The sequence below is a fragment of the Amorphoplanes digitatis genome, from assembly GCF_014205335.1.
Classification (GTDB): Bacteria; Actinomycetota; Actinomycetes; order Mycobacteriales; family Micromonosporaceae; genus Actinoplanes; species Actinoplanes digitatus.
Genome location: NZ_JACHNH010000001.1, coordinates 2,918,678 through 2,941,867, shown reverse-complemented (window position 1 = coordinate 2,941,867; position 23,190 = coordinate 2,918,678). Strand labels below are relative to the sequence as shown.

Annotated in this window: 19 protein-coding genes; 5 read left to right on the top strand and 14 right to left on the bottom strand. The window is 73.9% G+C overall.

Annotation, left to right across the window (positions count from 1 at the left end):
* Positions 1-9: 9 nt before the first annotated feature.
* Positions 10-5,787: a non-ribosomal peptide synthetase gene (locus tag BJ971_RS12675; protein ID WP_184992754.1), complete on the bottom strand. Its 5,778-nt coding sequence runs from the start codon at positions 5,785-5,787 to the stop codon at positions 10-12.
* A 110-nt stretch (positions 5,788-5,897) separates the two neighbouring features.
* Between BJ971_RS12675 and BJ971_RS12670 the strand changes: the two genes are divergently transcribed.
* On the top strand, positions 5,898-6,707 hold the full coding sequence (locus BJ971_RS12670; RefSeq protein WP_184992752.1) for an alpha/beta fold hydrolase: 810 nt from the start codon (positions 5,898-5,900) through the stop codon (positions 6,705-6,707).
* 3 nt (positions 6,708-6,710) lie between these two features.
* Here the strand turns inward: BJ971_RS12670 and BJ971_RS12665 are convergent, their stop codons facing one another.
* From BJ971_RS12665 to BJ971_RS12635, 7 genes are all read right to left on the bottom strand, one after another.
* Positions 6,711-7,655 carry an AraC family transcriptional regulator gene (locus tag BJ971_RS12665; protein ID WP_203709074.1) on the bottom strand — a complete coding sequence of 315 codons (945 nt, stop codon included), beginning with the start codon at positions 7,653-7,655 and terminating at the stop codon, positions 6,711-6,713.
* A 113-nt stretch (positions 7,656-7,768) separates the two neighbouring features.
* Positions 7,769-8,530: a thioesterase II family protein gene (locus BJ971_RS12660; protein WP_184992748.1), complete on the bottom strand. Its 762-nt coding sequence runs from the start codon at positions 8,528-8,530 to the stop codon at positions 7,769-7,771.
* Positions 8,527-9,210: a flavodoxin family protein gene (locus BJ971_RS12655; protein ID WP_184992746.1), complete on the bottom strand. Its 684-nt coding sequence runs from the start codon at positions 9,208-9,210 to the stop codon at positions 8,527-8,529. The genes BJ971_RS12660 and BJ971_RS12655 overlap by 4 nt, the downstream gene beginning before the upstream one ends.
* Before the next feature lie 13 nt (positions 9,211-9,223).
* Entirely contained in the window at positions 9,224-10,588 is a 1,365-nt protein-coding gene (gene glyA / locus BJ971_RS12650) for a serine hydroxymethyltransferase (protein WP_203709073.1), read from the bottom strand.
* Positions 10,585-14,490 (bottom strand): non-ribosomal peptide synthetase, encoded by a 3,906-nt coding sequence (locus BJ971_RS12645; RefSeq protein WP_184992744.1) that lies wholly within the window; start codon positions 14,488-14,490, stop codon positions 10,585-10,587. The genes glyA and BJ971_RS12645 overlap by 4 nt, the downstream gene beginning before the upstream one ends.
* 66 nt (positions 14,491-14,556) lie before the next feature.
* Positions 14,557-14,733 carry an MbtH family protein gene (locus BJ971_RS12640; RefSeq protein ID WP_184992742.1) on the bottom strand — a complete coding sequence of 59 codons (177 nt, stop codon included), beginning with the start codon at positions 14,731-14,733 and terminating at the stop codon, positions 14,557-14,559.
* The gene (locus BJ971_RS12635; RefSeq protein WP_239087135.1) at positions 14,730-15,338 is read right to left on the bottom strand and encodes a cytochrome P450; all 609 of its coding nucleotides are present in this window, start codon (positions 15,336-15,338) and stop codon (positions 14,730-14,732) included. Before BJ971_RS12635 ends, BJ971_RS12640 begins: the two co-directional genes overlap by 4 nt.
* On the opposite strand from BJ971_RS12635, the gene BJ971_RS12630 reads away from it, so the two are divergent.
* Complete coding sequence (locus tag BJ971_RS12630; protein WP_184992738.1) at positions 15,337-16,104, top strand: cytochrome P450; 768 nt, start codon at positions 15,337-15,339, stop codon at positions 16,102-16,104. The two genes, BJ971_RS12635 and BJ971_RS12630, sit on opposite strands and share 2 nt — an antisense overlap.
* Here BJ971_RS12630 and BJ971_RS12625 read toward each other — a convergent pair.
* Complete coding sequence (locus tag BJ971_RS12625) at positions 16,036-17,280, bottom strand: MFS transporter (RefSeq protein ID WP_184992736.1); 1,245 nt, start codon at positions 17,278-17,280, stop codon at positions 16,036-16,038. The two genes, BJ971_RS12630 and BJ971_RS12625, sit on opposite strands and share 69 nt — an antisense overlap.
* A 57-nt stretch (positions 17,281-17,337) precedes the next feature.
* On the opposite strand from BJ971_RS12625, the gene BJ971_RS12620 reads away from it, so the two are divergent.
* Positions 17,338-18,309 carry an ArsR/SmtB family transcription factor gene (locus BJ971_RS12620; protein ID WP_184992734.1) on the top strand — a complete coding sequence of 324 codons (972 nt, stop codon included), beginning with the start codon at positions 17,338-17,340 and terminating at the stop codon, positions 18,307-18,309.
* A 2-nt stretch (positions 18,310-18,311) separates the two neighbouring features.
* On the opposite strand, the gene BJ971_RS12615 is transcribed toward BJ971_RS12620, so the two are convergent.
* Positions 18,312-19,352, bottom strand: coding sequence for a DUF2278 family protein (locus BJ971_RS12615; protein WP_184992732.1), 1,041 nt, complete (start codon positions 19,350-19,352; stop codon positions 18,312-18,314).
* A 117-nt stretch (positions 19,353-19,469) separates the two neighbouring features.
* On the opposite strand from BJ971_RS12615, the gene BJ971_RS12610 reads away from it, so the two are divergent.
* Positions 19,470-20,000: an EXLDI protein gene (locus BJ971_RS12610; RefSeq protein ID WP_184992730.1), complete on the top strand. Its 531-nt coding sequence runs from the start codon at positions 19,470-19,472 to the stop codon at positions 19,998-20,000.
* Between the two features lie 29 nt (positions 20,001-20,029).
* On the opposite strand, the gene BJ971_RS12605 is transcribed toward BJ971_RS12610, so the two are convergent.
* Both BJ971_RS12605 and BJ971_RS12600 read right to left on the bottom strand, forming a co-directional pair.
* Entirely contained in the window at positions 20,030-20,167 is a 138-nt protein-coding gene (locus tag BJ971_RS12605) for a hypothetical protein (protein WP_184992728.1), read from the bottom strand.
* 101 nt (positions 20,168-20,268) lie between these two features.
* Positions 20,269-20,907, bottom strand: coding sequence for a TetR/AcrR family transcriptional regulator (locus BJ971_RS12600; protein ID WP_239087128.1), 639 nt, complete (start codon positions 20,905-20,907; stop codon positions 20,269-20,271).
* Positions 20,908-21,005: 98 nt separating this feature from the next.
* Here BJ971_RS12600 and BJ971_RS12595 point away from each other — a divergent pair, with 98 nt between their 5' ends.
* Positions 21,006-22,313, top strand: coding sequence for a cytochrome P450 (locus tag BJ971_RS12595; RefSeq protein ID WP_184992726.1), 1,308 nt, complete (start codon positions 21,006-21,008; stop codon positions 22,311-22,313).
* 5 nt (positions 22,314-22,318) lie between these two features.
* On the opposite strand, the gene BJ971_RS12590 is transcribed toward BJ971_RS12595, so the two are convergent.
* Together BJ971_RS12590 and BJ971_RS12585 are read right to left on the bottom strand one after the other, a co-directional pair.
* The gene (locus BJ971_RS12590; RefSeq protein WP_184992724.1) at positions 22,319-22,675 is read right to left on the bottom strand and encodes a cyclic-phosphate processing receiver domain-containing protein; all 357 of its coding nucleotides are present in this window, start codon (positions 22,673-22,675) and stop codon (positions 22,319-22,321) included.
* Complete coding sequence (locus tag BJ971_RS12585) at positions 22,672-23,130, bottom strand: hypothetical protein (protein WP_184992722.1); 459 nt, start codon at positions 23,128-23,130, stop codon at positions 22,672-22,674. Before BJ971_RS12585 ends, BJ971_RS12590 begins: the two co-directional genes overlap by 4 nt.
* Positions 23,131-23,190: the final 60 nt, after the last annotated feature.

The following is a 23,190-nucleotide window of genomic DNA, read 5'->3' as shown; positions in this document are numbered from 1 at the left end:
GGGTCTCCCTCACTCCAGCAGCGCGGAAATGTCGTTGTCGTCGAGGCCGGCGAGGTAGTCGGCGACGGCGCTGACCGTCGCGGCCCGGGCCGGGTCGGCGACAAGTGCCGCGGCGACCTCGGCGACCGTCGGTCCGGTGAAGATCGCCCTCAGCGGCAGGTCGACGCCGAACATCTCCCGCACCCGGGACACCAGCTGGGTCGCGATTACCGAGTTGCCGCCCAGCTCGAAGAAGTTGTCGCGCCCGCCGACCCGGTCCAGCCCGATCAGCTCGGCCCACATCGCGGCGATCAGCTCCTGCACCGGCCCCTCCGGCGCCACGTAGTCGCGGCTGTCGTCGCGCCCACCGGCAAGCGCGGCCAGGGCGAGCCGGTCGATCTTGCCGTTGCCGGTCAGCGGCAACTCGTCGAGGACGCCGATCGAGCCCGGCACCATGTAGCGCGGTAGCCGCTCGGCCAGGAACGCGGTCAGGTCGTCCGGGGAGGGTTCGGCGCCGGTCACGTAGGCGACAAGCCTGCGGGCCTGATCGGTGGCCACTGCCACCGCCCGGTCCACCGAGGGATGCTCGGCCAGGACCGCCTCGATCTCCCCGAGCTCGATGCGGTGGCCCTGGATCTTCACCTGGAAGTCGGTGCGGCCCAGGATCTCGATGGTGCCGTCGGGCAGGTAGCGGCCCAGGTCGCCGGAGGCGTACATCCGCACGCCGGTCTCCGGGTTGCGGACGAACTGGGCGGCGGTGCGTTCCTCGTCGCGCCAGTAGCCGCGGGCCAGCCCGACCGGGCTCTCGATGTAGATCTCACCGGGCACCCACACCGGCCGGTGCTCGCGCCGGGCGTCCAGGACGTGGTAGCGCTGGTTGGTCATCGGCCGCCCGTACGGGATGCTCTGCCAGGCCGGGTCCACCTCGCCGATCGGATACACCACCGACCAGACGCAGCTCTCCGTGGGACCGCCGGAGCCGATCACCGCGACGCCGGGCGCCAGCGCCCGGAGCCGGTTCGGCAGGGTCACCGGGATCCAGTCACCGGCCAGCACGACCGCGCGCAGCGAGGTCAGCGGCTCGCCGTGCGCGACGAGCATCTCCAGCAGCGCCGGCACCGAGTTCCAGAACGTGACGCCCTCGGCGCGGATCAGCCCGGCCCACAGCGCCGGCTCCGGGTTGGCCGTGCTCGGCGGTATCACCACCGTCCCGCCGGCGGCGATCATGCCGAACGTGTCGTAGACGGACAGGTCGAAGTGCAGGCCCGAGACGGCCAGGCAGGAGTCGCCGTGGCCGATGCCCAGGCGGCGGTTCATGTCCAGGATGGTGTTCGCCGCACCCCGGTGGTCGACCATCACGCCCTTCGGGCGGCCGGTCGAGCCGGACGTGTAGATGACGTACGCCAGGTCGCTGACCTCCTGCGCCGGCGCGAGAGGCGCCGGGTCGACGTCGTCGAAGTCACCGTCGACCATCAGCCTGCGCACCGCGCCGGGCCATTCCAGGGTGGCGTCCAGCGACGCGCTGGTCAGTACGGTGCCGACCTGGCCGTGTTCGAGCAGGTAGCGCAGGCGTTCGGGTGGCACGTCGGCGGCGATGGGCAGATAGGCGGCGCCGGCGGCCAGGATGCCGTGTGCGGCGACGATCTGTTCCCAGCCCTTCTCCAGCACGATCGCCACCAGGGAGTCCGGTCGGGCGCCGTCGGCGCGCAGCCGCCGGCCGACCTGGTTGACCCGCCGGTCCAGCTCCCGGTAGGTCAGCCGGACGTCGCCGCTGACCACCGCGAGCGCGTCCGGCCGCGCCGCGGCGTGTTCCGCGACCGGCGTGTGCAGCAACAGCTCCGGCAGCCGCGCGTCGGTGCGGTTGACCTCCTCACGAACCTGAAGCTGCGCGCTCGGCACGAGCGGGAAACGCTCGCTGCGCCAGCTCGCCGCGTCCGTGACCAGGGTGTCGAGCAGGTTCCGGTACGCGTCGAACATGTCGGCGAGCATCCCGGCCGGGAACACTCCGTCGATGCTGTCCCAGCTGAAGTGCAGCGCGCCGTCCACCTCGGAGACCTGGAAGTCCAGCGTCACCTGCGGCGTCTGTGTGCTGGTGTGGATGGCCTCGCCCAGCGCGGTGGTGAACCGTCGCGGTGGCTGCCCCAGCAGGCTGGTCACGACCACCGGGAACGCGGCACCGCCGTGCCCGCCGCCGCGCCGGGCCAGCTCGCGCATCACCCGCACCCCGCCGAAGTGGCGGTGCTCCAGGTCCTCGAACAGCCGCTGCTGGATGGAGCGGGCCCGGTCGGCGAACGTGCCGTCGACCTTGTCCACCGCGAGCAGCGAGGTCGTGGTGAAGTCACCGATCAGCGCGTCCACGTCGTCATGCAGCGGCAGCCGGTTGAACAGCGGGAAGTTCACCGTGAACCGGTCGTTGCCGCTCCACGCCCGCAACACCTCGGCGAACGCGGCGACCACCACACCCGACGGCGTGGCGCCGGCGCCCTGCGCCCGCTCCTTGAGCCGGCCCCAGTCCGCCGGGTCCAGGCGGTGCTCCCGGCGGGTGAACCGCACCTCGCCGAGGTCCGCCGCGCCGGGTGCGCGGGGCAGCTCCGGCGCGCTCGGCAGCCCCTCGTCGAGCCGCTCCAGCCAGTACCGGCGGGACCGCTGGTATTCCTGCGACTGTTCGAGGGCGACGTCGGCGGCCAGCACGTAGTCCCGGAAGGACAGTTCGAGCGGCGCCGGCCGGGCCTGCGGGTCCTCGTAGAACGTGACCAGGTCGGGCACCAGGATCTGGAAGTAGCTCCAGGCGTCGATGATCAGCAGATCGAGGCTCAGATGAATCCGGGTCCGGCCGCCGGGCAGCAGGGTCAGCCGGACATCCCACAACGGCCACGTGTCGGCCGGCGTCACATGGTGCGACAGGTGCTCGCGCAGCTTCGCCGCCTCGTCCTCGACCGCGTCGTTGTCGCGCAGATCGAGGACCGGAATCTCGTACTCCGGCAGGTCGGCCAGGATTCGCTGGGTGCCGTCCGGGTTGATGACCGCCCGCAGCATGTCGTGCCGGTCCAGCACCCTTGACCAGGCGGCCCGGAACCGGTCCACGTCCAGGCCCGAGCTCTCCCACTCCCAGTAGCCGTGGCAGCCCACGCTGCCCAGCTCGACCGCGTCGCTGCGGCCGATCCAGTACGCCTGCTGGGTGTCGGTCAGCGGGAACGGCTCGAACCGCGCCTCCGGGTGGTGCTCGACCGGGGGCAGCGCGCCGAAGGAGTCGCCGTCGCGGGCCGCGTCCACAAGCGCCGCGACGCGGCCGATCGAGGTGATCCGGGCGTCGTCGAGCTCCAGGTCGTACCGGCTGGCGACCAGGGCGCGCAGCGCGTCCCGCAGGCGCCCGGGCACGGCCGCGCCGGTCAGGTCGTCGTCGACGCCGATCCGCTCCACGCCGAGCACCTCGACACACAGGTCGGCCAGCTCCCGCTCGACCGGGGTGCGGGGCCCCACGTGCGGCACGCCGGTCACCGGCGCCGGCGGCGCCGGCAGGGCCCGGCGGTCCAGCTTGCCGTTGGGCAGCCAGGGCAGGCCGGGCAGCCGGACCACGGCGCTGGGCAGCAGGTGCGACGGTAGCTGGTTGGCCAGGCTCTGCCGCAGGGTCCGGCTGGAGAACGCGGCCTCGTCGGCCGGCACCACGTACGCGACGAGCCGGACCGCGCCGTCGTCGTCGGTGTGCGCCAGCACGGCGGTCTCCCGGACCGCGGCGTCGGCGACCACGGCCGCCTCGACGTCGCGGAGCGCGACCTGGTGGCCGCGGATCCGCACCACGCTGTCCGCCCGGCCGACGACCTCGATGGTGCCGTCGGCGCGGTACCGGGCCAGGTCGCCGCTGCGGTACAGCACCGGCTCGGGCTCCTCCGGCAGCGGGTTCGGCACGAAGGCCTCGGCCGCCAGCTCCGGGCGGTCCAGGTAGCCGGCGGCCAGCCCGGCGCCGGCCACGTACAGCTCGCCGGGCACCCCGATCGGCACCGGGTTGCGGTGCTGGTCCAGCAGGTACACCCGCAGGTTGGCGATCGGCCGGCCGACCGGGGGCACGCGCGCGGCCCGGTCGTCCTCGGGCACCGCCCGCGACGTGCAGCGCACGCCGCCGGCCAGGTCGAAGCTGCTGGTCACGGCGCCGACCTCGGTGGCGCCGTAGCAGGCGACCACCTCGAACGGCAGCGACGGCGCGGGCCAGTGCCGCATCGGCTCGCCGACGGCGACCAGGATCCGCAGCACCGAGCGCTCCGGCCAGAACATCCCGGCCAGGCGCTCCGCGACGTGGTTGAGCACCAGCGCGTGGGTGACGCCCCGGGCGACCAGCCAGTCGCGGAGCCGGTTCACCGTCGCCGCCGTACGGCCGTCGGCGATGTTGATCTCGGCGCCGCAGGCGAGGAACGGCATCCACTCGAGCATGCCGATGCCGTAGCCGGGCGCGGAGACCCAGCTGGCCCGGTCCTCGGCGCTCACCCCGTACGCCCGGGCGGTCCAGTCGGCCAGGTTGTCCAGGGTGCGGTGGCGCTGGAGCACCGGCTTGGGCTCGTGCGTCGAGCCCGAGGTGTACGCGATCTGGCTGATGTCGTCGGCGTCCGGCGCGGCGACGTCCGGCGGCGTCGCCGGCCGGGCGTCAACGGCCGCGGCGTCGCGGTCCAGGCAGACACCCCGCGCGGCGAGCGCGTCCGGCAGGTCCGCGAGCCGCGGTGCGGTGGTCACCACGACGTCCGGGCCGGTCTCGGCCGCCATCATCTCGGTACGGGCCGACGGCTGCGCGGGATCGAACAGCACGACGGCGGCACCGGCCCGATGGGCCGCGAGGGTGGCCACCACCGCGCCGGCGGACCGGTCGAGGTAGAGGGCGACCCGACCGGCGTCCGGCAGCCCGCGGTCGCGGAGCTCGTGCGCGAGCCGGTTGGCGGCGGCGTCGAGCTGGGCGAAGGTGAGCCGGCAGCCGCGGTCGCGGACGGCCGGCGCGTTCGGCCGGCGCCGGGCGAGGTCGGCGATGCGCGCCGCCCACGGCCGCTCGTCGGCGTACGAGACCTCGGTGTCGTTGAAGTCGACGAGCAGTCGGCGCCGCTCGTCGGCGCCGACCAGCCGGGCCCGCGTCACCGGCCGGTCCGGGTGCGCGACCAGGTCGGCCAGCAGGGTGGCGAGGTGCCCGGCGAGGCGGGCCGCGGTGCGGTGGACGAACAGCCCGGCGTCGTAGTAAAGGCGCGCGCCCTCGGCGTCCACGGCCAGCGTGAGATCCGCGCCGGCCCAGCCGGCCGCCACGCCGGGGTCGTCGTCGCGGACGAATCCGATCGCGAACGGTGCCACCGTGCCGGGCATCTCGTCCGGCCGGGTCAGCTCGCCCGCCTCGGACAGGGGCAGCGGGACCAGCCGGTTGGCCGCCGCCTCGGCGGCCTCGACCCGGCTCAGCAGGTCCCGGAACGTCACACCGGGCGGGGCGAGGATGCGGCGGGCCACCGCGAGCTGGGCGGCGCCGACGGGCACGCCGACCACCAGCTCGGTGTCGCCGGTGTAGCGGACCAGCAGCGCGGTGAACGCGGCAAGCCAGCCGGTCGACTCGTCGGTGTCGAGGTCGGCCAGCGCGGCCCGCACGCCCGGCGGCACCGGCACCGGCACCCGGGCGGCGACGTGGTCGCGCTCCAGCGGGCGGAGATGGTCGAGCGGCAGCTCGACGGTGACCGGTGCGCCGGCGAGATAGGCGAGCCACGCCTGGCGTACCCGGTCCGTGCTCTCGGGTACACCCGTGCCGGATCCATTGGGTACCGCATTGCCGATGGGCAGCGAAGACGTCACGGTAGCTCCTCTCTCGCACGCCGCAGCGCTCGGTCCGGACACGGTAGGAACCGGCGGTTCGGCGCCGGTTACGTAACCGGCCGCGGACCCCGGCGGCGCAGCATCCCGGAATGGTTTGTCAGCCGCACCACCTCGACCTGCCCGGTGCGGGCGTGCGCCTGCACGCCGCACGCTGGGCGGGCCCGCCCGGTCCGCCGCCGCTGCTGGTCCTGCACGGCATCTGGGAGTCGTGGCGCACGTTCGCCGCCAGCGCCGAGCGGCTGTCGGCCGGCCGCACCGTCTACTGCCTGGACCTGCGCGGACACGGCGGCAGCGAGCGCCCGTACGGCGGGTACCGGTTCGCCGACTACGCGGCCGACGTCCGGGCCGTGCTACCCCGCCTGGGCTCCGTCGTCGACTTGCTGGGCCACTCCCTCGGCGCGGCAGTCGCCCTGCACGCGGCCGCGGACCGGTGCGAGCCGGCCCGGATCCGGCGGCTGGTCGCGGCCGAGCCGCCGGTGCTGCTGAGCGAGGACTGGCCGGCCGTACGCGCCGACATGGCCCGGTTCCGGGAGCTGCGCCGGCGTCCGGTCGACGAGATCCTCCGGGAGCTGGCGGCGACGCCGGCCCGCACGAGTCAGTGGCGGCGGATGATCGCGCGGGCGCTGGCCGAGACCGACGACGGCGTGTTCCGGGCCATGGTCGAGGGTGAGCAGGGCGAGGTGGACTGGGGTGCGCTGCTCTCCCGGGTCGGCGCGGACACCCTGGCGATCGGCGCCGACCCGGCGGTGCCCGGTGCGCTGCTGACCGGCGCGCGGCTGCGGACCCTGGCCGCGGGCCTGCCGTCGGCGGTGGTGGCGGTGCTGCCGACCGCCGGGCACCACGTGGAGATCGACAGCCCAGCCGCCTTCCACGCCCTCATCGAGGAGTTCCTGGCCTGAGGTTCATCCGCGTCGCAACGTGTGGGAGGGGGTGGTGCCGTAGACGGCGCGGTAGTCGGTGGCGAAGCGGCTGTGGCTGGGGAAGCCCCAGCGTCCGGCGACAGCGGTCACGGTTTCGGTGACCGGGTCGGCCGCCAGCAGGTCCTGGTGCGCGCGGGACAGGCGGACCCGGCGCAGGTAGGCCGTGGGCGTGATGTCGAGGTGGCGGCGAAAGGCGAGCTGGAGAGAGCGGATCGTGACGTCGGCGGCGGCGGCGATGTCGGCGGGGCCGATGTCGCGGTGTGCGTTGTCGTCGATGAACGCGACGGCGCGGCGCAGCGAGCGGGGGTGCGCGTCGCGGCGGTCCTCGATGGTGGGGTCGCGCAGGGCGTTGTTGGGGAACGTGGCCAGGGCGATCGCGGCGAGGAACCGGGCGGCACCGCCGAGGAGCAGGGGCGAGGTCGCCACCGGCTCGGGTACGAACGTGTCGCGGACGTAGGCGCAGGTGTCGAGCCAGGCCGCGGCGCCGGATCCGGTGGCCGGATAGCGTGCGGTGAAGCGGACGGACTCCGCGACGCGGGTGGGCGCGGTCGCGGCGACCTGGGCGAGTAGCGCAGCATCGAGAGCCACGAAGTGGCCGTTCATGCCCTCGCTGGCGACCTGAATCGGCTGGTCGGGGTACGCGCACAGGAAGGTCTCGCCGGCGCTGAAGGTGATGGTGTCGCCGCCGACCTGGTAGGTGACGCCGCCGTCGATCATGTGCCCGAAGTAGTAGCAACCCATCTGATCGCCGGTGACCTCGGCGTTCATCCCCCAGGTGACGTGGTGCAACTGGAACGAGCCCAGGTCGTCCTGCCGGACCCGCAGCGACGACCGGGCATCGGCGGGCGCCAGGCGCCGGACGCCGTAGATCAGGGACAGCATGCGGTGCGCGGTCTCGAGATCGTCGGTGTCCAGCAGGGTGGTCATCGTCGGCCTCGTAGCGTCCTGATAGGCCATGGCACGCCCTCCTGTCACCGCGCGGTCAGGCCGCCTCCCAACATACGGCGTGGCGCCGCGGCGAGCGGCGGGAGACGCGCGGTTCAGCGCCCCCGGTCCAGGTCCTCGGACAGGGCGTCGAAGACCGAGCCGTCGGCGTGCAGGAAGAAGTGGCCGCCCGGGAAGGTGTGGTGCCGGACCGGGCCGGTCGTGTAGCCGGCCCACTTCTCGACCAGGTCGGGGGTGGCGCCGCGGTCCTGGCGGCCGGACCAGGTGGTCAGCGGGAGGTCCAGTGCCGGGCCGGGCCGGTACGTGTAGGTCTCGGCCATTGTGAAGTCGGCCCGCAGCATCGGCAGGCACAGCTCGCGCAGTTCGGGATCATCCAGCGCGGCCGCCGGGGTCGCCCCGAACCGCTGCACCGCGGCGACGAACTCGTCGTCGGGCAGGGCCGAGAGGCGCCGGCCGGTCACGTGGTGCGGCGCGGCCCGGCCGGACAGGACCAGCGTGGACGGCTGGGTGTCGCCGTTGTCCCGCAGCGCGCGGGCCAGCTCGAAGGCGAGCAGCGCGCCCATGCTGTGCCCGAAGAACGCCACCGGGACTCCCGAGCCGGCGATCGGGCCCGCCAGCTCGCCGCGCAGCTCCCTGACCAGGTCGTCGAGGCTGGTGTACGCCGGGTCGAAGAGGCGCTGTTCGCGCCCGGGCAGGCACACCGGCCACACCTCGACGTTCGCGGGCAGCCGCGTCGACCAGGGCTGGAAGGCGGTCGCGCCGCCGCCGGCGTACGGGAAGCAGAACAGGCGTACCGTCGCGGCCGGCCGGCGGCCGGCGCAGGAGATCCACGCCGACTCCACCGCGGCCCGGGTCACGACTGCCCCGCGGTCTCGTAGCGGCGGGCGAACCAGCGGTCGTCGCGCTCGTTGTCCTGGTCGACCTCGAGCGCGTCGCGGCCGGTGAGCTCGCGGTGCTCGGCGAGGACCCGGGCCATGGCGGCCATCCGGACCAGCATCCGGTCCATCATCTCCACGCCCTCCTCGTCGCGGACGGCCTCGCCGCGGTGGTTGCCGTACAGGATCGCCGGGAAGCCGGCGCCGACCATCACCATGCGGTTGAGCAGCACGTTGTCGACGAGCTGGTGATAGACCTCGGTGTGGCTGTAGCGCCGGCCGACGACGATGACCCCGCCGACCTTGTTGGTCAGCGGCCGCTGGAAGCGCAGGTAGCCGACGCCGGCCCGTTCGATGAACGCCTGCATGGTGGTGCAGAGCCCGAAGCCGTGCACGGGCGCCGCCAGGATTACCCCGTCGGCGAGGGCCATCCGGTCGACGAGCGCCGGCAGGTCGTCGCCGGCCAGCACGCAGGGCTCGGTGCGGGCGTTGCAGTCGCCGCACGGCCCGCAGCCGGTCAGCCGGTACTCCGCCAGGTTGATCACGTCCAGGTCGACGCCGCGGGCGTCCAGCACCTCGGCGGCGTGCGCCAGCAGCTCGTTGGTGTTGCCGTCGGCCCGCTCCGAGCCGTTGACGGCGACGAATCTCATCCTGCCGTTCATCTGCATCTCCCAATCAGGCGGTTACCGCGACGCGGTCGAGGGGGTAGCCCGGCAGCGGGTGCTCCCGGCACAGCCGCGCCACCCGCTCGCGGGCCAGGTCGCGCACGGCGCCGGGCAGGCGGTACTCCCGGTCGCCGAGCGGCTGCACGGAGGCCAGGACCAGGTCGACGAGCTCGGCGCACTCGGCCGCGGCCTCGTCGCCCATGCCGCGCCGGGCGATGCTGTTGGTGCCGATCCGCAGGCCCGAGGTGACCAGGGCCGGGGTGGTGTCGCGCGGCACCCGGTTCTTGTTCACCACGATGTGGCACTCCTCGAGGGCCTGCTCGGCCACCAGCCCGGTCATCCCCCAGCGGCTCAGGTCGACCAGGACGATGTGGTTGTCGGTGCCGCCGGAGACCACGTCGTGGCCGAGCTCGGCGAGGGTGTCCGCCATGGACCGGGCGGTCGCCACGATGCGGCCGACCGTGTCGTCGAACTCCGGACCCGCGGCGATGTCCAGCGCCCGGGCCTTGGCCGCGATCGCGTTGAGCACCGGCGCGCCCTGGAAGTACGGGAAGATGGTGCGCTGCACGAACTGGGCGAGCGTGCCCTTGCCGCGCGGCGCCGGCGAGTCCGCGTCCCGGCCGGACAGGATCAGGCCGCCGCGCGGGCCGTACAGCTGCTTGTGCGTGCAGGTGGTGGTGAGGTGCGCGTGGTCGATCGGGCTGGGGTGCCGGCCGGTGATGACCAGGCCGGCGGTGTGCGAGATGTCCGCCAGCAGGTACGCGCCGACCGAGTCGGCGATGCGCCGGAACCGGGCGAAGTCGATGAGCCGCGGGTACGCGGTAGCGCCGCAGACGATCATCTTCGGCCGGTGCTCACGGGCCAGGGCGGCCACCTCGTCGTAGTCGATGAGCCCGGCGTCGTCCAGGCCGTACCCGATCGCGGTGAAGTAGCGGCCGGCGTACGCGGCCGGGCTGCCGTGCGTCAGGTGGCCGCCGGATTCCAGCTCCATGCCGAGCAGGGTGTCGCCGGGCTCCAGCAGGCTGGAGAGCACCGCGTAGTTGGCGGTGGTCGCCGAGTGCGGCTGCACATTGGCGTACCGGGCGCCGAACGCCGCCTTGGCCCGGTCGATGGCGAGCTGCTCGATGCCGTCGATGACCTCGCAGCCGGCGTGGTAGCGCCGGCCCGGGTAGCCCTCGGCGGTCACGTTCACCGCGGCGGACGCCTGGCTGACCAGCACCGAGGGGTCGACCGGGCTGCACGAGGCGACCAGGGACAGGGTCGCGGCCTGGCGTTCCTGCTCGTTCACCAGTACCCGGTGCAGCCGCGGGTCGGCGCTGGCGAGCTCGTTGGCGCCGGTGGTGAGCAGTTCGCCCATCGGATCGGTGATGCTCATGCTGTTGCCTCCTCGGCGGGATGGTCTCGATCGATTCGCGCGGCCACGGCGTCGGCACGGTCCCGGACGAAGTAATGTCCGCCGCCCGGCACCACGGCCAGGTCGAGGTCGCCGACGAGACGCCTCCAGTCGACGTAGCGCTGCGCGAAGTGCTCGGTCGCCGGGTCGGCGTCGCCGAAGAACCCGACGGTGTGCGCCCGCACGGACGTCGGCGGGCCGGCGGCCTCGCGGCGCAGGAAGGTCATCGCGCCGACGTGGTCGTGCCGGCCGACGGTCATCATGTGCTCCACCGTCGACCAGCCCAGCGCGCCGTCGAAGCCGCCGATGGTGGTGAGGTAGCCGGCCCATTCCTCGTCCGAGGTGGTGCGCTCGGCGGCGAGCGCGCCGTCGGGATCGTCGGACGGCAGCGCCGCGGCCAGGTAGAGCCCCCGCACGTCGGCGCCGCGCGCCTCGAGCAGCCGGGCCAGCGCCGCCGCCATGTAGGTGCCGGCGCAGTGGCCGTACACGATGACCGGGCCGTCGACCCGGCGCAGCACCTCGTCGGCGGCGTCGTCGACGATGCGGTCGAAGGGCTGGAAGTCGGCCGGGTCGCCGCCGGGGTCGTAGCCCGGCTGGTGGAGCGCGAGCAGGCGGAACCGCTCCGGTAGCGCCTCGGCCAGCGGCCGGTACGCGATCGCGTTGCCGCCGCCGTACGGCAGGCAGACGACGGTGGTGTCGGCCGCCCGCCCGGCCGGGGTCAGCTCGTGCAGCAGTTCGCGCTCCCCCGCGCCGGCGGCACGGAGCCGCTCCGCCAGCCCCCGGACGGTCGGGTACTTGAACAGCTCCACCACCGGCACCGGGTTGTCGAGGGCGACCATGGCGCGTACCGCCGCGAACGAGTCGCCGCCGAGCTGGAAGAAGCTGTCGTCGATGGACACCTCGGGCAGGGACAGCACCTCGCTCCAGGCCGCCGCGACCCGCCGTTCCAGGTCGTCGCGGGGCGCCTCGCCGCCGCCGGCCCGCTCGAGGTCGCGGGCGGCGAGGGCCTTGCGGTCCACCTTGCCGTTGGGGGTGGTGGGGAACTCCTCGACGGTCTCGATGACCGCCGGGACCATGTGCCGGGGCAGCCGCTCGCCGAGCCAGTCGCGCAGGCCCGCGCCGTCGGCCGGCTCGCCCGTGGTGCGGACGTAGCCGGCCAGGGTGGCGTGCCCCGGCTCGCCGTGCGCCACGACGACGGCGTCGGCGACGCCCGGATGCCCGCGCAGCACGGCCTCGATCTCGCCGGCCTCGATCCGCATGCCGTGGATCTTCACCTGGAAGTCCAGCCGGCCGAGCAGCTCGATCACCCCGTCGCGGCGGTAGCGGGCCAGGTCGCCGGTGCGGTACAGCCGCTCGGTCCGGCCGCCGGGCAGGGTCCGCTCGACGAACTTCTCGGCGGTCAGCTCCGGGCGGCCCAGGTAGCCGCGGGCCAGCCCGGCACCGGCCAGGTTCAGCTCGCCCGGCACCCCGGCCGGCTGCGGGTTGTCGAAGCGGTCCAGGACGTACGCGCGCTGGTTGGCCATCGGCCGCCCGTACGGGATGCTGGCCCAGCCCTCGTCCACCTCGGACACCTCGAAGATGATCGAGTCCATGGACGCCTCGGTGGCGCCGCCCAGGGCGATGAACCGGACGCCCGGCGCGACGGCGCGCAGCCGGTCCGGCTGGGCGACCGGGATCCAGTCGCCGCCGAGCAGCGCCAGCCGCAGGCTGTGCAGCTCGGCGCGGTGCCGCTCGGCGTGTTCGAGCAGCAGGTCGAGCAGGGCCGGCGCGGAGTGCCAGACGGTCACACCGTGCGCGCGGATCAGCCGGGCCCAGGCGCCGGGGTCGCGCAGCTCGTCCTGGGTCGGCAGCACCACGGTGCCGCCGCAGCCGACGGTGCCGAGCAGGTCGTAGACCGACATGTCGAAGCTCGGCGAGGAGACCGCCAGCAGCGCCTCGCCGGTGCCGAGGGCGAACCGGGTGTTGAAGTCGGTGAAGTTGTTGACCGCGCCGGCGTGCCGCAGGCCGATGCCCTTGGGCGTGCCGGTCGATCCGGAGGTGTAGATGACGTAGGCCAGGTCGTCGGGGCCGACGCCGGCGTCGGGGCGCCGGTCGGACCGGTCCGGGTCCGGCTCGGTGACGTCGACGGTCCACACGTCGCCGACCCGGCCGGCGAGGGTCGGCTCGGTGAGCACGCCCCACAGGCCGGCGTCGCGGCACATGAACTCGAGCCGTTCCGCCGGGTAGTCCGGGTCGAGCGGCACGAACGCCCCGCCGGCCTTGAGCACCGCCAGCACCGCGACCGGCTGGTCGATCCCGCGGTGCAGGCAGACGCCGACCAGGTCGCCGGTGCTGACGCCGGCGTCGCGGAGCCGGTGCGCCAGGCGGTTCGCCCGCCGGTCCAGCTCGCCGTAGCTGAGGGTGGTGTCGCCGCTGACCAGGGCGGTCCGGTCCGGCGCGGCGTCCGCCTGCTCCTCGAAGAGCTCGTGCAGGCACCGGTCGGCGCCGAGGTCGGCGCCGGTGTCGTTCCAGGTCCACACCGCGTCGGTCAGCTCGGCGTCGGTGAGCATCGACAGCTCGCTCACCGGCCGGTCCGGCGCGGCGAGCGCCTCCTGCCAGAGCCGCACCAGGTGGGCGAGCATCCGCTCGACGGTGCCGGTGTCGAACAGCTCGGTGCTGAAGACGCTGTCCATCTCCGGCTCCGCCGCGCCCGGGCGCAGCACGAAGCCGAGCTCGAAGCGCGCGGTGGAGAAGTCCGGCGGAATCGCCTCGGCGCTCAGGCCGGCGAACTCGGGCAGGGCGACGGCGGCCTCGTCGATGTTCACGTACACCCGGAAGAACGGGGTGCTGCCCGGCGTCCGGGCCGGCGCGAGCTCCTGCACCAGCGCGTCGAACGGCAGGTCGGCGTTGGCCAGGTCGGCGCGGTTCGCGGCCGCGGTCCGGCGCAGCAGCTCGCGGAAGGACGGCTCGCCGGACACGTCGGTGCGCAGCACGACGGTGTTGGGGAAGAAGCCGATCAGATCGGCGAGGCCTTCGGTGTCGCGGGCCGACCAGACGGTGCCGAGCGGCACGTCGTCCTGGCCGCTGTAGCGCTGCATCAGCAGGGCGGTGCCGGCCACGACGGCGTCGAACAGGGTTCCGCCGCAGGAGCCCGCGAGCTCACCGAGCCGGCGGATCAGATCCGGTTCGACCGGCGACCGGACGAAGCCGCCCTCGCCGGTCGGCATCCGGCCGGCCGGGCGGTCCGTCGGCAGGTCCAGCTCCGGCAGGTCGCGCAGCCGCTCACGCCAGTACGCCAGCCGCCGGCCGGTCAGTTCGCCGGTCATCGCGGCCCGCTCCCGTACGGCGTGATCGGCGTACTGGAACGCAAGCGGGGGCAGGCCGTCCGTGGTGCCGGCGAGGTGCGCGCGGTAGCCGGCGGCGAGGTCGCGGTAGAGCACCGGCGTCGAGCCGGCGTCGATGGCGATGTGGTGCACGCTCAGCAGCAGGACGTGCCGGTGGGCGGCCAGCCGCAGCAGCGCGGCGCGCAGGACCGGGCCGGTGCCGAGGTCGAACGGGCGGGTCTCGGCGTCGTCGAACGCGGCGTCCAGCGCGCTCTCCTGCCCGTCCTCGTCCATCGTGGACAGGTCGGTCTCGGCCAGCTCGACCGGGGCCGGCGCCTCGATCACCTGCACCGGTTCGCCGTCCTGCGCCACGTACCGGGTGCGCAGGATCTCGTGCCGCTCGACGAGGCCGGACAGCGCCGAGCGCAGCGCGGGGACGTCGAGGTCACCCACGAAACGCAACGGCAGCAGCACGTTGTACGCGCTGCGCTCGTCCTCCAGCTGGCTCAGCAGCCAGAGCCGCCCCTGCGCGGCCGAGGCCGGTGCCCGGCGGGTGCTGGTCTGCTCATAACCCTCGGTCATGTCGGTCTCGACCTCCACTCGCGTCGTGATCTGCGGCGACGTTAGGCGCCGGCGGTTCTGGACCGGTTACGTCCGATCGCGGGAGTGCTGCTCGACGTAGCCGAGGCAGGCCTCCCGGCTGTCCTCGCCGTGCACGACCCGCCAGCCCGTGGGCACCCGCAGGCCCGCGGGCCAGAGCGAGTGCCGCCCGTCGTCGTTGACCAGGACGGTGAAGACCGCGTCCGGCCGGTCGAAGGCGCTCATGGCGTCACCGCCCGTCGCCGGGCGACCCGGACCCGGGCGCCCCGGCTCGGCACCATGATGATGTTGCGCATGACCCCGCGCTCGTCCCGCGCGCCGACCGCCCGCAGGTCGACGGCGCGCAGCACCGTACGCAGGATGACGTCCATCTCGGTCAGCGCGAACATCGCGCCGAGGCAGCGGTGCGCGCCGCCGCCGAACGGCAGGTAGGCGCGCTCAGGCGGGTCCGGCTCCAGCCACCGCTCGGGCCGGAACCGCTCGGCGTCGCGTCCCCAGGCGCCGCGGTCGGTGTGTATCGCCGCCAGCGACGGCCACACGAACGTCCCGGCCGGCAGCCGGTACCCGCCGGCCTCGACCGGCTCGGCGATCCGCCGGCCGACGTTGTAGCTGACCTGCCGCAGCCGCAGCGTCTCCTTGATCACCGCGGCCCGGAACCGGTCGTCGTCGCGGTCCAGCCCGGCCCGGACCCGCTCCAGGGCGGCGGGGTGGCGCAGCAGCCGCTCGAACATCCAGGCGGTGGCAACGGCCGTCGTCTCGTGCCCGCCGGTGAGCAGGGTGACCACCTCGGAGCGCACCAGGTCGTCGTCCGGCTCGCCGTCCAGCAGCATGGACAGCACCGCCTGGCACCGGGCGCACCGGGCCCGGCGCCAGCTGACCGGCCTGCTCACCCGGGCGGTGCCGGTGGCCCGCGCCCGCGACGGCGCCGACTTCCTCTCGGTGATGAGCCGGGTCGCCGGCGACCGGCTGGGCACCCGGCAGCTCGTCGACCACATGATCTTCACGCTCATCGCCTCGCACGACACCACCACGGCGGCGACCATCGCGGCCGTCTACTTCCTCGGCAAGCACCCCGAATGGCAGGACCGCGCGCGGGCCGAATCGGCCGCCGGCGCGGCGCCGGACCTCGCCGGACTCGACCGGCTGAACACCCTTGAGATGATCATCAAGGAGAGCATCCGGCTGGTCTCGCCGTCGCCGATCCTCCTGCGCCGCGCGGTCCGCGACACCGAGATCGAGGGCCACTTCATCCCGGCCGGGCAGCTCGTGTCGGTCTGCACCGGGGTGAACCAGCTCCTGCCGGAGCTCTGGCCGGAGCCGCACCGGTTCGATCCGGAACGCTTCTCGGCCGCGCGGGCTGAGGACCGCGTCCACCGCCTGGCCTGGGCGCCGTTCGGCGCCGGGCAGCACAAGTGCGTCGGCATGCGGTTCGGCCTGCTGAAGGTCAAGACGACGCTCGACGCGATGCTGCGCCGGTTCGACTGGACGCTGCCGCCCTCGTACGAGGCGCCGTGGCGCTTCACCTCGCTACCGGCCCCCGCCGACGGCCTGCCGCTCGTGATGCGGCCCCGCCGGGAGCGGCGGGCCGGGTCGTAGGGTGCGCCACAGCGCGAGGGTCGAGAGGATCGAGGCGCCCCCGGCCAGGGCCATCACCACCTCCGGCGCGACGAGCTCGGCAAGCGCGCCGGCACCGGCCATCGCCAGGCCCTGCAACACCATCGTGCCGGTGTTCGCGAGCCCGAACGCCTGACCACGCCACCGCTGCGGCGCCGCCTCGAGGAACCGCCGGGCCAGGCCGAGGTGGTAGGAGAAGCCCGCCGCGGCCAGCGCCAGGATCACCGCCGCCGCGACCGGGCCGGGCCGCAACAGGAACGCCGCGAGGGGCACGCCGAGCAGCAGCGCCAGCCACGGCGTCAGCCGCTCCCGCAGCGCGGGCGGCGCCAGGCGGGCCACCAGGAACTCACCGGTCAGCATGCCGAACGCGGCCGCCGCCAGCAGCACCCCGGCGGTGCCCGGCCGCCCGGCCTGCGCGGCGTAGGGCACCACCACGCCCTCGGCGCCGACCATCAGCGCGCCGGGCAGCCACTGCGCCAGCAGCAGCCGGCGCAGTGGGGCGTCCCGCAGCAGCCGGCCGTTGACCCGCCAGGTCTGCCGGACCGCGCCGGCCTCCGCGGCCGAGCGGGCGGGCCGGCCGGCCGACGCGAAGCGGACCACGATCGCGGACACGCCGCACGCCACCGCGGACAGCCACAGCGCGCCCGCCGGCCCGGCGGTCACCAGCAGCAGCCCGCCGACCGCCGCACCGACCACCTGCATCGCGCCGGACGTCACGGTGAACAGCGAGCGGCCCAGCACATACGCGTCGCCGGCCAGCAGGTCGGCGAGCAGCGCGGTCCGGGCGGCCTGCGCCACCGGCGCCAGCCCGCCGGTGAGGAAGACCAGCAGCATCGCGCCCGCCGGCGGCAGCACGGTCAGCGCGAGCACGGCGGTGACGGCGAGGCGCAGCAGGTCGTACCCCACCAGCAGCCGCCGGGGGCGCCAGCGGTCGGCCAGCGAGAGCAGCAGCGTGCCGCCGAGCGCCTGCGGCAGGAACCCGGCCGCGTAGGCGAGCGCGGCGAGCAGCGCCGAGCCGGTGCCGACGTAGACGAGCACCGACAGGGCGAGCATCTTGACGCTCTCGCTGATCAGCAGCAGCGCGAACGTGCCGAGCAGCACGCGGAACTCGGCGACGGCGAAGACGTCACGGTAGGTGGCACGGGGTTCGGCGGTCACGCGTCCACCATGGCCGGAACGCCGGCCGCCGTCTAAAGTTTCGACGGTGAGCGAAACATGCTGATACAGGTCTCGCCCGCGGACGTGGCCGCCTGCCGCTACGCCATCTCCCCGCTGTTCGAGGCCGAGGGCGCCGTCCGCACGCTCACCGGGCACAGCCAGGCCGGGGTGCTGGGCCCGTGGATCCGGCGGATGCGGCCGCGGCTGGCCGGCCTGCGCCGCGCGGAGCCCGCCGTCGGCGCGTTGATCAGCCTGTTCCGCACGGAGGACAACGCCGACTTCCTGCACCCGCCGCCGACCGGTCCGCGGCGCTCGTTCGCCGACGAGCTGGCCGGTGTCCGCGCGACGCCGCTGGACCGGGCCCGGGCCGAGCTCGAGCTCAACCTGCGCGGCCACCGCGCTCCCCCGGCGTACGCCCGGCGGATCCTGGACGGCGACGACGTCGTCGACCGGCTCGCGGACGCGCTACAGGCCGCCTGGAGCACGCTCGTCGAGCCGGAGTGGCCGCGGCTGCTGGCGGTGCTGGAGCGCGACGTCGTGCAGCGGGCCGGCCGCGTCGCCGCGTACGGGTGGGCCGAGGGTCTCGCGGGCCTGCACCCGCTCGTCAGCTGGACCGCGAACGGGGACATCTCGATCCGGCACCGCGACACCGGCCGCTACCGGCTCACCGGCGGCGGCCTGCTCTTCGTCTCGTCGATCTTCACCAACCTGGCCATCAGCACCGACCCGGACCGGCCGTTCACCGTGGCCTACCGGGCCCGCGGCGTCGCGGACATCATGGGCCCGCCGTCCGCCGGGCCGCACGACGACGCCCTCGGGCCGCTGATCGGCCCGGGCCGGGCGGCGATCCTGCGTGCCCTGGCCGGTCCCGCGACGACCAGCCAGCTCGCCGCCCAGCTCGGCATGAGCCTCGGCGGGGTCGGCGGGCACCTCGCCGTGCTGCACCGCGCCGGGCTGGTCGCCCGGACCAGGACCGGCCGCTCGGTCCTGTACGCCCGCACCGAGCGCGGCGAAACCCTGGCCTCCTAGGGTCAGCGCTTGAAGCGCACGAAGCGGTCGCCGGCCGCGGTGTCCGCGGCGGTGAAGACGACCGCGTCGACCTGGCGTCCGGTGTGGTCGAGGAGCACGAGGTTGCCACCGGCGTTGCTCAGCTGCACACCGGTGCCGTCGAGCGCGACCAGCGCCGACCCGCCGGGCACCAGGGTGACGCCGTCGAGCGGGGTGACCCGGCCCGATTTGTCGACCAGCCGCCAGCCGTCGAGCTTTCCGGTGGCGTTCGCCAGGTTGCCGATCACCACGGCCTCCTTGCCGACGTCGTCGCCGGCCGGGTTGAGCAGCGCACGCTCCAGGTAGACGTCTCCGGTGGCCGCCGGAGGCCGGGTCGGCGCCGGCCGGCCGCCGATCAGTTCCGCGATGAGCCGCGACTGCGCCGCCGGCTTTCCCGTGTCGTCGGTCGGCACCGCCTGGGACTGGAACGCCAGGAAGAGCCCGACGTGGCGGTCCGGGTGGGCGAGGATCAGGCCGCCGTCGTGCAGGACGCCGTTGTCGCCGGCGTGCCGGCCGGTGTTGCCCTGGTTGAGGTGGATGTTGTGGATGCCGTGCAGGCCGTCGAGGTTGCCGAACTGCGCGTCGATCGGCTTGTGCAGGTTGCGGTCGAATTTGGTGCCGAACGCGAACAGCTCGCCGCCCGCGTTCTTGCACTGTTGCAGGTGCAGGACCAGCAGGTCCTGGAGGTCGTCGGCGGAGGCGCTGCCGCTGGCCGGCAGGGCGGTGCCGGCCCGCCAGTCGAACAGCGGGGCACGCACATAGTCCAGCGCCTCCGCCGGCGTGGGTGCCGCGGTGCTGAAGCCGGTCGGCCGGGCCGCGAGTCCGGCCGAGACGGGATGGTCGAGCAGCGGGTCGACGAGCCAGTAGACGACCTCCGAGCCGGTGTCGGACTGCACGTTCACCGCGATCCGCCAGGGCTGCCCGGTCCGGTCCAGCGCCCTGATCTGCAGGTGCGGCGTCGACTGGTCGTCCTCCCGCACCCAGCGGTCCAGGTCCGCGCGCAGCACTCCGTAGCCACTTGTCATCTCTGACACCTCCCACCCATGCAGAGACCACGCCGCCGGGCCAGATACGTCGGTCACCCGATTGCGTGTACGTACAAGTATGCGTATAGTCGGCCGCAGGATTTCGAGGGAGGAACGATGCCGAACAAGACGATCTACGTTTCCGACGACGACCTGCCGCTGTACCAGCGGGCGCAGGAACTGGCCGGCGGCACGCTGTCGGCGGCGATCACCTCGGCGCTGCGCCGCTTCGTCGAGATCGAGGAGGGCCGCAAGCAGGGCTACGACGAGATCATCGTGCGCGTCGGCCAGGGCCTGGGCCGCAAGCAGCGGTTCTCCGGCGTGCTCCTGGCGCAGTGGGAACGCTCCACCAACGAGCGGACGGAGACCTTCCACGTCTACCGCTCCCGCGGCAAGAAGTTCGTGGTCCACGTCGAACGCTCCGAGGCACACACCAACGTCGGCCCCGGCGCCGAGAAGTGGAACACCGGCTGGCGCGCCTGGGTCGGCGACTGGAGCGCCAACCAGACCTGGACCTGGACGCCCGCCGAGTCCACCCTGCACGTCGCCGAGTCCCTCGACGAGCTCCGCGACCTGCTGCCCACCGAGCTCTACGACCTGGTCGCCGACATCGTCGACCAGCCCGCCATCGAGGACCTCGACCTCTGACCCGCGCGCGCCGGACCGGGACGGTGCGGCTACGCCGGCGACAACAGCCGGCCGGCGACCAGGCCGACGGCGGTCAGCAGGAAGCCGGCGATCAGGGCGGGAGTGCGGACCGGGCGGCCGGCCAGGATGCCGACGAGGCCGGTGACCAGGCCCATGAGCGCGACCACCGCGGGCAGGGGCCGGGCCCAGTCCGGACCGGTCGTCCGCCAAAGATCTTGGACACGGCAAAGTATGCGGCAACGACCGGCGCTACCAGGGTCGTTCGGTATCAGTGGGCCGGCGGGGGTGACAGATCCGGGCCCGGGCCGAGCAGGGCGGCGCTGGCGCGGATGGCGAACTCCGTGTTGTCGCGCAGGCGTCCGCCGTCCTCCACGGTCGTGGCCGTGAGTTCGCGGAGGCCGCCGAGCAGCATGATCGCGAGTTGCCGGGAGACCGGGCCCGCGCGGACGGCGCTCCAGGCCTCGGTGGCACAGAGCGCCTGGATCATGGTGACGAAGGCTTCCTGGCGGTCGCGTTGCAGGTCGCGGGCCGCCGCGCCGAGCGACGGCAGGTCGCGGATCCAGCTGAGCGTGATCTCGGGCCGGGACTCGGCGCAGGCGATCCAGGCCTCGACGGCCTGCCGCACCTGGGCGGTCCAGGGTGCGGCCGGGTCGACGGCGGCGGTGATCTGGTCGATCATCCGCCGGTTCTCGTCGGCGAGCAGCGCGGCGTAGCAGGCCTCCCGGTCCGGGAAGTGCGCGTAGAAGGTGCGCCGGGAGGTACGCGCCCGGCGCACGATGTCGGCGACCGTGGTGTTCCGGTAGCCGACGTCCACGATCGACCCGGCCAGGCCGTCGAGCAGGCGCCGGCGGTAATCGCCCGCGTCCTCCGGTGCGGCCGCGGCGGCTTCGTGCTGCGCGATGATCACGCCACTCCCCCCATCCGGGCGATGCACTTGTCCGAAATGGTGCCTAAGCGTATCATTGCCCGGTACGCTCGTGTACCAGGCACCGGAGGTCTCATCACATGACCGTCGTCACGCTCCCTCCCGGCCCGACGGTTCCCCCGCTGGTGCAGACCGCCTACGCGCTGACCGTCAACCGGCGCGGGATGGACCGGATGCGGGACCGCTACGGCGACACGTTCACCGTGAACCTTCCGCCCTACGGCCGGGCCCTGGTCATCAGCGGCCCGGACGAGATCAAACAGCTGTTCATGGCCGGCTTCGAGGCCGCGGACAATCCGGTCCGGAATCTCGGCAAGGTGCTCGGCCCCGGCTCGTTGTTCGCGCTCGGCGGCGAGGAGCACCACCGGCGGCGCAAGCTGCTGGTGCCGCCGTTCCACGGCCGGCGGCTGAGCGCGTACGAGAAGATCGTCGAAGACGAGGCGGTGCGGGAGATGGCGTCCTGGCCGGAGGGCCGCGCCTTTCCCACGCTTGGTTCGATGACCCGGATCACGCTCAACATCATCCTGCGCGCGGTGTTCGGCGCCGAGGGTGCCGAGTTCGCCGCGCTGCGCGAGTTGCTGCCACGGATGATGAAGATCGGCTCGTGGCTGGCGGTGCTGCCCGAGCCGAAGGTCGACCTCGGACGGTGGGGTCCGTGGGGCCGGTTCGCGGCCGTCCGCCGCGAGTACGACGACATCGTGGCACGGCTGATCAGCAAGGCCGAGCGGGATCCCGCCCTCGAGGAGCACGACGACATCCTCGCACTGATGCTGCTCAGCCGCTACGACGACGGCACCCGCATGAGCCACAGCGACATCGCCGACCAGCTGCTCACGCTGCTCGCCGCCGGGCACGAGACGACGGCGACCACGCTCGCCTGGGCGGTCGAGCGGCTGCGCCGCCACCCGGCGATCCTCGGCGCGCTCGTCGACGAGGCGGACGCGGGCGGCAGCGCCCTGCGCGAGGCGACGATCCTCGAGGTGGAACGCTCCCGGCCGGTGATCGACTTCGTGGGGCGGCAGGTGAAGTCCGAAAGCCTTCGGCTCGGCCCGTGGGTCGTGCCGAAGGGCTACACGATCCTGGTCAGCATCGCGCTGCTCCACGAGGACGGGTCGGTGTTCCCGAACCCGCTGGCCTTCGATCCGAGCCGGTTCCAGGGCACCCGGCCGGACCTGTACCGGTGGATCCCGTTCGGCGGCGGCAGCCGGCGCTGCATCGGCGCCGCGTTCGCGAACATGGAGATCGACGTCGTCCTGCGCACCATGCTGCGCGACGTCGTCCTGCTGCCGACCGACGAGCCCGACGAGCGCTGGCACTCCCGCGGCATCGCCAACGCACCGGCCCGCGGCGGCCGCGCGATCATCCGCCGCCGCGGCGCCAGGGTGTGATCCGGTCACCCCGGATAGCCGACCTCCGCGGACCCCGAGGCGATCCGGACGTCGTAACCCCAGCGCCGCAGGGCCTGTGCCATTTTCCCGGCACCGGCCGGATTGGCGGAGTGGATGTTGACGACGCCGATGTCGAACGGCCGTCCCTCGAAGGCGGCCCGCTCCAGGACCTCCACGACCGGCCAGATCGTGTCGTCCCCGCCGAGGTCATGGTCGAGCCAGAGCTGCTCCAGCCGCCGGTGGCGGTAGCGCTCGAGGAGCAGCACGCCGGCCGCGCTGGTGCGTGCCACCGCGGCGGCGCGGCCGTCGGCGAACGAGCGCAGGTCGTCGACGAGGACGACGGGCGGCGGATCGCCGGTCACAGGCAGCACCAGCAGTAGAGGTGCTCGCCCGCGTCCCGGGCGCGCCGGGCCAGGCCGGCGATCTCCTCGATCGCCGGCAGCATCCGGTCGTCGGGCAGGGGGCCGTCCCAGGCCAGCTCCTCCGTCCGGCCCCATTGGGCCGACAGCCACGCCGACCGCTCGCCGCCGGTGATCGAGGCGAGCGTGTCCCGCACGGTGTCCTCGATCGACATCAGCCAGGGGCCCTCCTCCCCGCCGCTCCAGAGCAGCCCGGTGTCGACGAGGCCGGCGTCCCACGGGACGTCAGCGGCGAGCGCGACCAGCCGGCCGAGGGTCACCACCGGCTCGATTCCCTTGAGGTCGATCGCGTCGACCGTCGCGCCCTCGCGGGCGACCGGCCCGCCCTCGGTCTCATGCATCAGCTGGACCGCCGCGGCGTCGCCGGCAACACGGAAGTAGTCGTAGAGGACACCCATGGCCGCAAGCTCACCACACCGGTACGACAACACCCCGCGAACTCAAGATCATGACAGACT